Annotated in this window: 12 protein-coding genes; 9 read left to right on the forward strand and 3 right to left on the reverse strand. The window is 64.3% G+C overall.

The window, feature by feature from the left end; translation table 11 throughout:
* Positions 1–418: 418 nt before the first annotated feature.
* Entirely contained in the window at positions 419–1,210 is a 792-nt protein-coding gene (locus tag AC0L20_RS23035; RefSeq protein ID WP_456764308.1) for a Spy/CpxP family protein refolding chaperone, read from the forward strand.
* A gap of 111 nt (positions 1,211–1,321) precedes the next feature.
* Complete coding sequence (locus AC0L20_RS23040; protein WP_473292411.1) at positions 1,322–1,699, forward strand: response regulator; 378 nt, start codon at positions 1,322–1,324, stop codon at positions 1,697–1,699.
* Positions 1,700–1,762: 63 nt separating this feature from the next.
* Here AC0L20_RS23040 and AC0L20_RS23045 read toward each other — a convergent pair whose 3' ends face one another.
* The 3 genes from AC0L20_RS23045 to glk all read right to left on the reverse strand — a co-directional run bounded on the left by AC0L20_RS23045 (position 1,763) and on the right by glk (position 3,392).
* Positions 1,763–1,927, reverse strand: a complete 165-nt coding sequence (locus tag AC0L20_RS23045) for a hypothetical protein (protein ID WP_456764310.1) — start codon at positions 1,925–1,927, stop codon at positions 1,763–1,765.
* Positions 1,928–2,070: 143 nt separating this feature from the next.
* Positions 2,071–2,274 (reverse strand): hypothetical protein, encoded by a 204-nt coding sequence (locus AC0L20_RS23050; RefSeq protein WP_007590943.1) that lies wholly within the window; start codon positions 2,272–2,274, stop codon positions 2,071–2,073.
* A gap of 146 nt (positions 2,275–2,420) precedes the next feature.
* Positions 2,421–3,392 (reverse strand): glucokinase, encoded by a 972-nt coding sequence (glk, locus tag AC0L20_RS23055; protein ID WP_473292413.1) that lies wholly within the window; start codon positions 3,390–3,392, stop codon positions 2,421–2,423.
* A gap of 253 nt (positions 3,393–3,645) precedes the next feature.
* Between glk and pncA the strand changes: the two genes are divergently transcribed.
* The 7 genes from pncA (at position 3,646) to AC0L20_RS23090 (ending at position 12,305) form a co-directional block, all read left to right on the forward strand.
* Positions 3,646–4,284, forward strand: a complete 639-nt coding sequence (pncA, locus tag AC0L20_RS23060) for a bifunctional nicotinamidase/pyrazinamidase (protein ID WP_473292418.1) — start codon at positions 3,646–3,648, stop codon at positions 4,282–4,284.
* A 16-nt stretch (positions 4,285–4,300) separates the two neighbouring features.
* The gene (locus AC0L20_RS23065; protein ID WP_473292422.1) at positions 4,301–5,416 is read left to right on the forward strand and encodes an alpha/beta fold hydrolase; all 1,116 of its coding nucleotides are present in this window, start codon (positions 4,301–4,303) and stop codon (positions 5,414–5,416) included.
* 153 nt (positions 5,417–5,569) lie between these two features.
* A complete protein-coding gene (locus tag AC0L20_RS23070; RefSeq protein ID WP_473292424.1) occupies positions 5,570–7,603 on the forward strand; it encodes an NAD(+) synthase in 2,034 nt (677 codons plus the stop codon).
* Between the two features lie 14 nt (positions 7,604–7,617).
* Positions 7,618–8,004, forward strand: a complete 387-nt coding sequence (locus tag AC0L20_RS23075) for a GrlR family regulatory protein (protein WP_473292428.1) — start codon at positions 7,618–7,620, stop codon at positions 8,002–8,004.
* A gap of 110 nt (positions 8,005–8,114) precedes the next feature.
* Complete coding sequence (locus tag AC0L20_RS23080; protein ID WP_473292432.1) at positions 8,115–9,362, forward strand: DUF1236 domain-containing protein; 1,248 nt, start codon at positions 8,115–8,117, stop codon at positions 9,360–9,362.
* Between the two features lie 460 nt (positions 9,363–9,822).
* Positions 9,823–10,638 carry a sugar phosphate isomerase/epimerase family protein gene (locus AC0L20_RS23085; protein ID WP_473292435.1) on the forward strand — a complete coding sequence of 272 codons (816 nt, stop codon included), beginning with the start codon at positions 9,823–9,825 and terminating at the stop codon, positions 10,636–10,638.
* Positions 10,639–10,667: 29 nt separating this feature from the next.
* On the forward strand, positions 10,668–12,305 hold the full coding sequence (locus tag AC0L20_RS23090) for an ABC transporter substrate-binding protein (RefSeq protein WP_473292437.1): 1,638 nt from the start codon (positions 10,668–10,670) through the stop codon (positions 12,303–12,305).
* Positions 12,306–12,308 lie beyond the last annotated feature (3 nt).

The raw sequence follows: 12,308 nt of genomic DNA on the forward strand, positions 1-12,308 counted from the left end.
TGATTTTCTTTTTGAAAGTTTCTTGTTCGACGTTTCTTATTGATGCCGTCGGCTTCGAAGGCAAATTGGTAGCGCGATCAGATCATGATTGATTGCGTCTGTCGAGAAAACCGAACGGCTTGCGCCTAGAACTAACGTTGTGTCCGGGAAGGCGGCAGTGCACCCGATGTCATGCGCGGGCCATGAACCTCGATCGGTCATTTTGCGACGCACACTTTGCGCCGACCCGCCCGGTCGATGCATGCGCAATTACGCCGCAGTTTCGAATAAGCCTGCATAAGCGCCTCGCGCCAAACACTTTTCGGGCGTGGATAGCAATTGTCGGTGGCTAGACCTCGAAGCGGTGAAAACGATAGAGTTGCAACTGGCGGGTGGTTCTCACCCCCAACGGCCTAATCAGATCGAGATGGAGACCAGAATGATCAACCCGGCGCCGCTCGCGCGGCTTAACCTGCGACGATGGTTCGCGCTGGGATCCGTTTTCGTGTTGCTGCTCGGCGCAGCCGCGGTGGCGAACGCTCAAGGCTTGGTCAAAGGGGTTCAGGAAGGAGCGGCGGCCGGGAACAAGGCGGCAGGTCCGGTCGGCGGCGTGCTCGGCGGCGCGATCGGCGGTGTGGTCGGCGTTTTCACCGGCGTGCTCGGTGTTGGCAATAATGGCAATCAGGCGCCCGCCGCCAAGGATCCGAGCAAGGATTCGAGCAAGGACGCTGCCAAAGACGCCAAGCAGGGCGCCGGCAAGGACAAGGATGCCAAGAGCGCCAAGGCTGGCAAGGGCGCCAAGGCGAGCAAGGAGGCGAAGAACGTGCCGCAGGACAAGGATGTCACGGTCCTCACCCAGACCGGCGCGCCGCAATTGACCGCCGACCAGATCGTCACCAACAGCGACTCCTATATCGAGCGGATCAAGACCGAACTGAACCTCACGCCCGACCAGGAGAAGCACTGGTACGGCTTCTCGAGCGCCATGCACTACCTCGGGCATAACGGTGCCGAGCGGCTCAACCTGCGGGTCGCGCGCGCCAAGCGGGATCCGCCCGACGACATCGTCGAGCAGATGCGCAACGAGGCCCAATTCCTCATCGACCGCGCTGCCGACCAGCGCAATGTCGCCGACGCCGCCGAGCCCCTCTATTCGAGCCTCGACGACAAGCAGAAGCAGGTGTTCGTGCAGGAGATGGTGCGGCTCAGCCACGAACGAGGACTGGATTGATCAAGTTGAATCGGATCGGGCGCGTCCGAATTAACGGCTCCCGCCACGAATTCGTGAATCCTCTTCGCGATTCGGTTATGATTAGCTTCGGAAGCTGATGGCGGGGTTGATATGGCGGACGGACTCTCCGTTTTCCTGGTCGAAGACGAGACGTTGATCCGGATGATGATGGCGGACATGGTGGGGGAACTCGGCCACCACGTCATCGCGGAAGCGGATAATGTTCGGGACGCCAGTGCTTTCGCGATGACCGCACAGTACGATCTTGCGATCCTCGACATCAATCTCAAGGGCCTCTACGTCGATCCGGTCGCCGATCTGATCGAGCGTCGCGGCAAGCCGTTTCTGTTTGCGACGGGCTACGGTCCGGAGTTGCTGCCGTCCTTGCTCCGGCGCCGGCCGATCCTGCGCAAGCCGATTTCGATCGATCAGCTCAAGGCGATGATCGATTCGATGTTTCCGGAAGCGGCAGCGAAGACGCCCCACTGAGACCAAAAACAAAAATGGCCGCCCGTCAGGGGCGGCCATTTCGCGACGGAATGCGTCGCGGTCTCACATCAGGCCGGCGCCGAGATCGATGCCGCGCGCCATCAGGCCGAACGAGGCGACCAGGCCCGTGCAGCAAAACAGCAAGATGGTCTTGAACGAAGAAAACGAAGATTCGGCCAAACGCGTTTCGATGGTGGCCGGCATCGCGGCGATCGAAATCATGCTCATGTTCATTCCCCCCTTTGTTGCTCCTGAATTGCATCAGGTGAGGGAACTTCTAGAGCAAAAAGTTTGACGCGAGCTTTCGAGGGATCGTTAACGAAATGGCAATCGATGCCGCGCTTTCGGGCACCGTAGCGCAATCACTCGGTTTACTGGCGCCCGTTCTTCAGCACGGTAGCGATAGTGTGGGCCGTCATGGCGGCGCGGTCTGAAGCGCGCTGGGCGGCGAGGCGGTCACGCGCCTTTTCCTCGATCAAGAGCTCGATCAAGGCCAGCCGCTTGCCATCGTCGTCCGCCTCGAGCAGCAGGCGGTGATAGCGGTGATAGTCGAAACCTAGATCCTGCTTACGCATGTCACGCCCCCGCAACTACGCCACACACACACAAGCCAGGATTGTTTCTCATCCGGGACGTGCGCGCAAGCACGATCCCGCGTCGAGCGGGCGTGCCGTGCAATCAGCTGTGCATGACTGGAACCCGCGGACGGAGGCGCGCGCCGTTAAGGCTGGTTGTGCTCGGCGAACATGGTGAGGCCGAGGAAACTCGCATCGGGTTTCGTGACCAGTCTGGTCGGGATGTTGCGCAGATAATCCTGGAAACGTCCCTTGGCTTCGAAGCGCGCCCGGAATGCGGAGGCTGCAAGGAACTCCGGAAAGCGCGGCACGATTCCGCCGGCGATATAGACGCCGCCGCGGGCGCCGAAGGTCACCGCGAGATTGCCGGCGACCGAGCCGAGGATGGCGCAAAACATGTCCAGCGTCGCGCGGCAGAGCTCGCAACTGCCTTCCAGGGCGGCCTTCGTAATGGCGGCAGCATCGCGATGCGGCACTTGCGCGCCTTCCACCTCGGCCAGGGCCTCGTAGAGGCTTTGCAGGCCCGAACCGGACAATGCGCCACGCTCGATGGAGACATGGCCGAGGCGTCGGCGCAGGCACGCGATCACGCGTTCCTCGCGCTCGTCCTCCGCCGGCAGGGTCGCGTGTCCGGCCTCGGTGACGACGGCCAGCCGTGAGCCGTGGCGCTCGACCAGGCAGGAAACGCCAAAGCCGGTTCCGGGTCCGACCACCAACAACGGCTCTCCGGGAAGGCCATCCTGTCCGCCGAGCGGAATCAGGTCGGCGGGTCGCAGGGCGGGCAGGGACCAGGCCACCACCTCGAAATCGTTGAGAACATGGACGCTGTCGAAGCCGAGGGCGGGCTGAAGCTCGTTGCCGTCGATGACCCACGGGCTGTTGGTCATGACGCAGCGGTTGTTGGTCACCGGGCCCGCGACGGCCAGCACGGCCCTGGGGGGCGTTTTGCCGTCTGAGCGACGCGCGAGAACATCGGCAATGGCCTCCCGGACGGTCGGGAAGTCCGCCACTTTGACGTAGTCGATCGGTCCGGTCTGATCGCCCTGACTGAGCGCGAAGCGCGCATTGGTGCCGCCGATATCGGCGAGAAGAATCTGTCCTGTCTTGCCGATGGTCATGTGCGTGTGGCTGCCGCGGCCGTTCGGGCTGCGGGAACCGCTTCCTCCGCTCTATCCGTTCGCAAAATGCGAACGGCTTTCAGAATCCGCCCCCGGGTGGATCTAGTCAACACGCATCAGCCCAAACCGTTGCATCGGGGCCGACGCGGTGCATTCGCGCAGACCGCCGCACCGCTTCGGTGGTTGCGAAGCAGCGCGGGAAGATCGACACTGGAGACGTGCCGTCGGCGCCGGTCGCGCGGGATGGCCTGGAATGGACCTTGCGATGAAGCTTTCCGACCGCGACGTGCTGCTGGTCATCGACGTGCAGAACGATTTTTGCACGGGCGGGGCGCTCGCCGTGCCCAGGGGCGAGACGGTCGTCCCCGCCATCAATCGGATCGCCCAAAAATTCGCCAATGTGGTGCTGACCCAGGACTGGCATCCCCGCGATCATGTCTCCTTTGCCCCGAACCACGCCGGCAAACAGCCGTTCGAGACCATCGCGCTCGACTACGGCGTCCAGGTGCTGTGGCCGAGCCATTGCGTCCAGGGCACGGCGGGCGCGGAATTTCATCGCGATCTCGACGTCACTCGCGCAAATCTCGTGGTGCGGAAGGGGTTTCGGCGCGGCATCGATTCCTATTCGGCGCTGTTCGAGAACGACAGGAAAACGCCGACCGGCCTGCTTGGATATCTGCGCGAGCGCGAGTTGAAGACGATCTTCGTGGTTGGCCTCGCGCTCGACTTCTGCGTCCGCTTCTCGGCGGAGGATGCCCGCCAGGCGGGGTTCGAGGTCGCCGTCATCGAGGACGCCTGCCGCGGCATCGATCTCGACGGCTCGGTCGCCGCGACCCATCAGAGTTTTCGCGAGCGCGGCATTTCGCTCGTCAGCTTCGAGGCCTTCCTGTGAGGACCGTGAGATAGCCATGGCGGAGAAGACCGGCAAACAGCAGCGCGCACGGGGCCCGGTCCCGGATGACCCGCTGCTGTGGCCGTTCGCTGCGGCTCGGCTTGCGATGGATGCCTGCTTCGGATGGCTCGAGCGCGGTCCGCCGGAGCAAGCCGACAGCAGCCTGCCGTGGACCACGCCCAACTCCGTCGCGCTGGAGCTTGCGACCATGCGCCTGCGCGATTGCACGCGGACGGGGTCCGGCCCGCCGGCACTGGTCTGCGCGCCCTATGCGCTGCATCGGGCCCTGATCGCCGACTTCGCCCCCGGCCACAGCGTGGTGCAGTCCCTGCAAAATGGCGGCATCGACCGGGTCTACCTCACCGACTGGCGCTCAGCCGCACCCGACATGCGCTATCTCTCGATCGACAGCTATCTTGGCGATCTCAACGTCGCCATCGACGAGATCGGCGCCCCGATCGATCTGGTCGGCCTGTGCCAGGGTGGCTGGCTGTCGCTGCTCTATGCGGCGCGCTTTCCCGCCAAGGTACGGCGGCTGGTGCTGGCAGGCGCGCCCGTCGACCTCTCGATCGACTCCAGGCTGTCGCAGCTCGCCCGCAACGCGCCGGCGATGGTGTATGACCAGCTTGTCGCCCGCGGCGGCGGCAATGTCAGCGGCGAGGAGATGCTTCGTGTCTGGTCGAAGGCGCCGAGCCGCGACGACATCGTGATGGCGCTGCAGAGCGACCTCTCCGGCGAGGAAGATGCGGCGCTGCTGGCACGCTTCGAGCGCTGGAATGCCGAGCCCCTCAATCTGCCCGGCACCTATTATCTCGAGATCGTCAACTGGATTTTCCGGGAGAACCGGATCGCGCGCGGCCAATTCACGGCACTCGGCCGCGTGGTTGATCTGAAGGACGTCAAGGCGCCGGTCTTCCTGCTGGCCGGGCTCGATGACGACGTCGTGCCGGCTGCGCAGGCGCTCTCAACCGCCGGCTTGCTCGGCACACCGCCGGCCTTCATTGCGGCGGCCTCCCAGCCTAGCAATCATCTTGGCCTGTTCATGGGCGCGCGGACCCACGCCCATGCCTGGCCCCGGATCGCCGAATGGCTGCGCGACGATCTGCCCGGCATGCTGGTGCGCAGAGCCTGAGACTGCCCCCAAGGGAGGGCCGGGCGCCGGGCAGCGAAGCTGCAAATCCGTTATGCATGCCGTCGAATGGCCTGCACGGGGCCATGTCGATGGGTTAAATGGAGTCCAGAGCTGGCGGAGGCCGGTCGCGACGAGACAAAGGGACTGTGCTCGATGAGTTTCCACTCGATCTATGCCCACGGATTTGCGCGCGTGGCGGCCTGCGTCACCACCTCTCATGTGGCCGATCCCACGGCAAACGCGAGGGCGGTTCTGGCGGCGGCGAAGGACTGCCACGAACAGTCGGTGGCGGTAGCCGTGTTTCCCGAGCTCTGCCTGTCCGGCTATGCGATCGAAGATCTCGTGAAGCAGGATCCGCTGCTCGATGCGGTCGAGCGCGGGCTTGTGGCCATCGTCGAGGCATCCTCGTCCTTGATGACCGTCCTGATCGTCGGCGCGCCGCTGCGCTTCGGCCATCGCATCTACAATTGCGCGGTCGTCATCCATCGCGGCAAAGTCCTCGGCGTCGTGCCCAAGAGCTACCTGCCGACCTATCGCGAATTCTACGAGGGACGGCATTTCGCCTCCGGCGCCGGCATCGTCGGAGAGATGGTCGCCTTCGGCGGGCTGCATGCCCCGTTCGGCGTCGACCTCCTGTTCGCGGCCGAGGACGTACCGGGCCTGACCATCGGCGTCGAGATCTGCGAGGACATGTGGATCCCGGTGACGCCGGCCTCCGAGCTCGCGCTCGCGGGTGCGAGCGTGCTGATCAATCTCTCGGGCAGCCCGATCACCATCGGCCGCGCCCGCTCGCGTGCGCTCTTGTGCCAATCGACCTCGGCGCGCTGCCTCGCGGCCTACGTCTATTCCGCCGCAGGGGCAGGGGAATCGACCACCGACCTTGCCTGGGACGGCCAGACCTCGATCTACGAGAACGGCGTGCTGCTGGCCGAAGGCGAGCGGTTCCGCCAGGGCGGTCAGATCACGCTGGCTGACGTCGATCTCGACCTGCTCAGGCAGGAACGCGCGCTGATGGGAACCTTCGACGACAACCGCCGGCAGCGCGAGGCCTTCTTCCGGAAAGTCAGCTTCGTCTTGAAGGCGCCGGCGGCCGATATCGGCTTCCTGCGCAAGGTCGAGCGATTTCCGTTCGTGCCGAGCGACGAGAGCCTGCTCGAGCAGGACTGCTATGAGGCCTACAACATTCAGGTCGCCGGCCTTGTCCAGCGCATGCGTGCGACCGGGACCAAGCGCGTCGTCATCGGCGTATCGGGCGGGCTCGATTCCACCCACGCCTTGATCGTCGCCGCCAAGGCCGTCGACCTTCTTGGCCTGCCGCGGGAGAACATTCTCGCCTACACCATGCCCGGCTTTGCCACCGGCAGCGAGAGCAAGACCAATGCGCTGGCGCTGATGAAGGCGTTGCAGACGAGTTGGCAGGAGCTCGACATTCGCACCACGGCGACGCAGATGCTGAAGGACATCGGCCATCCCTTCGGCAAGGGCGAGAAGGTCTACGACGTCACGTTCGAGAATGTTCAGGCGGGCTTGCGAACGGACTATCTGTTCCGGCTCGCCAACCACAACGGCGGCATCGTCATCGGCACCGGCGATCTCTCCGAGCTCGCGTTGGGCTGGTGCACCTACGGCGTCGGCGACCAGATGGCGCACTATAACGTCAACGCCGGGGTGCCGAAGACGCTGATCCAGCATCTGATCCGCTGGGTGATTGCCTCGAAGCAGTTCAGCGACGACGTCAACCAAACGCTCGGATCGATCCTGTCGGCCGAAATCTCGCCGGAGCTGGTTCCGGCCGAGCCGGGCGAGAAGCCGCAGAGCACCGAAGCCTCGGTCGGTCCCTACGAGCTCCAGGATTTCAACCTGTTCTACACGCTGCGGTTTGGCATGCGCCCGTCCAAGATCGCCTTCATGGCGCTGCAGGCGTGGAAGGACGTCGGCGAGGGCGAATGGCCGCCGGCATTTCCGACCGACAAGCGCAAGGCCTATGACCTTCCCGAGATCCGCCGCTGGCTCGAGGTGTTCCTGCGCCGCTTCTTCGCTTTCAGCCAGTTCAAGCGCTCGGCGATGCCGAACGGACCCAAGGTTTCGGCCGGCGGCTCGTTGTCGCCGCGCGGCGACTGGCGCGCGCCGTCGGATTCGAGCGCGGCGGCGTGGCTTGAAGATCTCGAGCGGAATGTGCCGGTTTGAACGGGAGACGAGAGATGTCGGCCGGCGATGGGCCCGAGCACGGCGCCAACCCACAGAAGGTGCTCAACGGCCTCTACATCTTTGAGATCGAGATGCGCGACGGCAAGCGCGGCCAGGCCAAAGGCGTCGTCGTGCTCTGCGACGGCCGCATCATGGGCGGCGACAGCTATTTCTATTACACCGGCAGCTACACCTTCCGGAACGGGAAATGGCGCGGCGACATGACCGTCAATCAGCACACCGAGGCCGTCGGCAAGCCGCTCGCGTTCGGCGGCAGGGAGGTGACCTGCGGCTTTTCCGGCGACTATTCCGCCGACGGCGCCGAGGTCGAAGGCATGGCGCTGGTTGGCAAGACCAGCGTGACATTCACGGCGCGGCTCACGCTGAAGGACGCCATGTGAGACCCGCCTGAGATGTGAGACCGGCGTGATCGGCCCTCGTTCCTGATCAGGAACCTTCGCACCCACAGAACGTTCGCGTCTGTTGTTGCGAATTTCCGAGGAGAGGGACCATGCGCAAGCACTTGATGTTATCGACCGCAGCTATCGGACTGATGCTTGCTTCCGGCTTCGCCTACGCCCAGGCGCCCGGTGAGCGAAGGGACGAGCCGAGACGGAGCGAGGAGCCGGCGAAGGGCGCTGCGCCGCAGCGCGGCGGCGCCCAGGAGCACGTTCAAGAGCGCGCGCAGGCCCAGGAGCGATTGCAGGGCGCTGGCCGCGAGGAAAAGGGCGGCGCTGCCAGGCAGGACGCGAGTGACGACAAGCGCCAGCCGGCCAGTTCTGCGGAGCGCAACCAGCCGAAGTCGAAGGATCAGGCGCAAGAATCCCGCGAGCCCTCCCGCGATCGCAACCGTGAGGCGGAGAGCCCGAAACCGGGACGCGACAGCAAGAGCAGCGCCGAGACGAAGCCGGACAAGTCCGCGCCGCAGAAATCAACCGCGGAGTCCGAGAAGAAGTCCGGCACGTCCAGCCAGCAGAACGAGCGCACGGGAGCTGCGGCCAACCAGAACGAGCGCAACCAGACCCAGCCGCCGCGCAACGCGGCCGAGCAGCAGCAGCCGGCGCAACAGAACAATCGGCCGGCCACCGCGACCGACACGAACCGGACGGCCCCGACCAACAATGCGCAGACCGCGCCTGCCACCCCGGGCACGCAGACCAACCAAGCCAATCAGACCACCCAGACCAATACGCAGACCAATCAGCAGACCCAGGTGACGTCCGAGAAGCAGGTGCGGATCTCCGAAACGGTGAGCCGCGCACGCCTGGCGGAGCCGGAGCGTAATCTGAACATTTCGATCCGGGTCGGCGAGACCATTCCCTCGCGCGTGCGCCTTCACAGGCTTCCGCCCGAGATCGTCTCGATCGAGCCCGAATATCGAGACTACGAATATTTCGCGACCGGTGACGACGTCGTCATTGTGGAGCCGCGGACGCATCGCATCGTCAGCCAGGTGCCTCGCGATCCATCGCGAGCCCGTGCCCAGATGAGCGGCGGCACCTCATCGAGCATGACGGCGGCCGGGGGCAGCAACGTAAACTGCCAGATCATGCGGCGTGACGCCTCGGGCAATGTGGCCCAGGCAGAACCCTCCACCGTAGGCTCGACCGCGCGAACCGATTCTCTGAGCGTGACTGTCCAGTTGCCCGGCGGCGGCTCGTCCGCACCGATCGCCCTCGGCGCTCCCGCGGGCAACATCGTGGTCGCGACGCAAGGGCAGGGTGACTGCACGGTGACGATCGAGCCGCAGACGCGCTAGCACCGAAAGAAAAACGGGCTGAAACGACTTCGCGCCGCACGGCTGATCAAGCCGGCGGCGCGAAATCACGTTCAATCTAGAAAGTCCCGAGGTCCGGAGTGCCTAGGAGTCCGGACCTCGTAACCTTGCCCCAGCCTTTGATCCCCCCGCCCCATGTGGTCCCCCAACCCCATGTAGCGCGATCAGAGGGTGATGCCCTTGGAAGGCCGCCGATCGATGTCCCGCGATGTACGCGACATCGGAATAGGATTCCATTCCGGATCACTACGGATTTAATCGCGCTTGATCCGAGCGCGGATGCATGCGTCTGCACGCACTGCACTCGCCGCTGCCTGAATTCGATGCACGCGATCGGGGGATGTCCACATCTCCTCAGCGCTTCGGAACCTGCATTTCACCGGCCTGTCATTGAACTGGTCTAGCGCTGCCCCCGTCATTGTTGACGGCCGAGGAGCAAGCCATGTCGAAGCCGGTACTGGGCGCCGCATTGTCCATTAAATCGATCCCTGCGCATCGCGACTGGCTTCTCGAACGGCAGCGCGATCTCGAAATTCAGGATTTTTTTCGCGCGGACTTGCTCGACGGCGATTGGCGGAGCACGGCCGGCGAAATCAAGCAAATGCTCGCTGGTCACACCGGCCGGCTGGGCATCCACGGACCTTTCTGGGGCTTCGCGATCGGTAGCCACGACCCGATGATCCGCCAAGTCGTGACGAAACGCCTGCTTCAGGGCCTCGAAGCCGCCGAGTTTCTCGGCGCGACGCAGATGGTGATCCATTCGCCGTTCACGACCTGGGACCACAACAACCTCGACCTCTATCCGGATAATCGCGGCAATCTCGTCGAGCGCGTCAAGGCGACACTCGCCGAGGTGATCGTGCGCGCCGAAACCATCGGCTGCGAGATCGTCATCGAGAACATCGAGGACAAGGATCCGCGCGATCGCGTGCGTCTCGCCAAGGCGCTCGAAAGCAGCAAGGTGCGCGTCTCCCTCGACACCGGCCACGCCAACTACGCGCATGTGTCCACCGGCGCGCCGCCGGTCGACTACTATGTCGAGACCGCCGGCGACATGCTGGCGCATGTGCATCTCCAGGATACGGACGGCTTTGCCGACCGGCATTGGGCGCCCGGCGAGGGCAACATCCCGTGGATCGCCGTGTTCCGCGCGCTGGGCCGGCTGACCTCAAACCCCCGCCTGATCCTCGAACTTCGCAACCACGACGACGTCCGCGCTGGCGCAGCGCATCTCACCGCACTCGGTCTCGCCGAATAACCGCATCCTCCAGGGCAGGGGTTCCCGTCATGAGCAAGTTCACCCGTCGCACCATCCTGAAATCCGGCGGCGTTGCCGCAGGCACACTGCTTCTGCCGCGTTTTGCCATCGCGCAGGCCGACAACCGTCCTTCGGTGACGATTGCCGTCCAGAAGGTGACCAATTCGAACGTGCTCGACGTGCTGCGCGAGCAGTCCAATGTCGGCGAGCGCGTGTTCTTCTCGTCGATCTGGGAAGGCCTGATCTCCAAGAATTGGCGCGGCAGCCTTGAGGCCGTGCCGGGGCTTGCCACCGAGTGGCGCCGTATCGACGACCAGACTGTCGAGGTGAAGCTGCGCCAGGGCGTAAAATTCCACAATGGCGACGAGCTGACGGCGGAGGACGTCGTCTTCACGTTCAGCCGCGAGCGCATGTTCGGAGAGACCGAGGCCAAGAGCCGCAGCACCATCCAGGCTTTCGAGAAGATCCCGACGCCGCGGCCGGGCAAGGAGCTGCCGCCGGACGTTCCGGCGGTTGCACGCCGGATCTGGCCGGATCTCGTCCGCGTCGATGCCGTCGACAAGTACACCGTGCGCTTCTACAACGCGACGCCCGACGTCACGATCGAGGGGCGGCTGTCGCGCTACGGCTCCGACATCGCGAACCGCCGCGCCTGGGCCGAATCCGCGAGCTATCTCGACTGGGCGCGCAAGCCTGTTACCACCGGCCCCTACAAGGTCGTCGAGCTCAAGCCCGACGTGTCGCTGACGCTCGAAGCGCACGACGAATATTGGGGCGGTCGTCCACCGCTCAAGCGCATTCGCTTCCTCGAGGTCCCGGAGGTCGCGAGCCGCATCAACGGCCTGTTGTCGGGCGAGTACCAGTTCGCCTGTGACATCCCGCCAGACCAGATCGCCGGCATCGAGAAGAATTCAGCGTTCGAAGTGCAGGGCGGTACCATCCTCAATCATCGCCTGACCGTATTCGACAAGAACCACGCCCAGCTCGCCAATCCGCTTGTAAGGCGCGCCTTCACCCATGCGATCGACCGCCAGGCCATCGTCGACAGTCTGTGGGCCGGGCGCACCCGCGTCCCGAAGGGCCTGCAGTGGGAGTTCTACGGCGACATGTTCAATGCCGACTGGAACGTGCCGGCCTACGATCCCAAGCTGGCGCAGGACCTGCTGAAGCAAGCCAACTACAAGGGCGATCCCATTCCCTATCGCCTGCTCAACAATTACTACACCAACCAGGTCGCGACGGCGCAGGTGCTGGTCGAGATGTGGAAGTCGGTCGGCCTCAACGTGCAGATCGAGACCAAGGAAAACTGGTCGCAGATCATGGAACGTGCGCCGACCCGCGCGGTCCGCGACTGGTCGAACTCGGCCGCCTTCAACGATCCCGTGTCTTCGCTGGTTGCCCAGCACGGTCCCAACGGCCAGCAGCAGCAGATCGGCGAGTGGACCAATGCCGAGCTGAACACGCTCTCGGAGTTCCTGGAAACCTCGATCGATCGGGCCGCCCGCAAGAAGGCGTTCCGCCGCATGCTGGAGATCGCCGAGCGCGAAGACCCGGCCTATACGGTGCTGCACCAGAACGCGACCTTCACGGCCAAGCCGAAGTCGATCAAGTGGAAGGCATCGCCGGCCTTCGCGATGGATTTCCGCGCCGGCAATTTCGAGGCTTGATCG

This window comes from Bradyrhizobium sp. Kon58, from assembly GCF_055807455.1.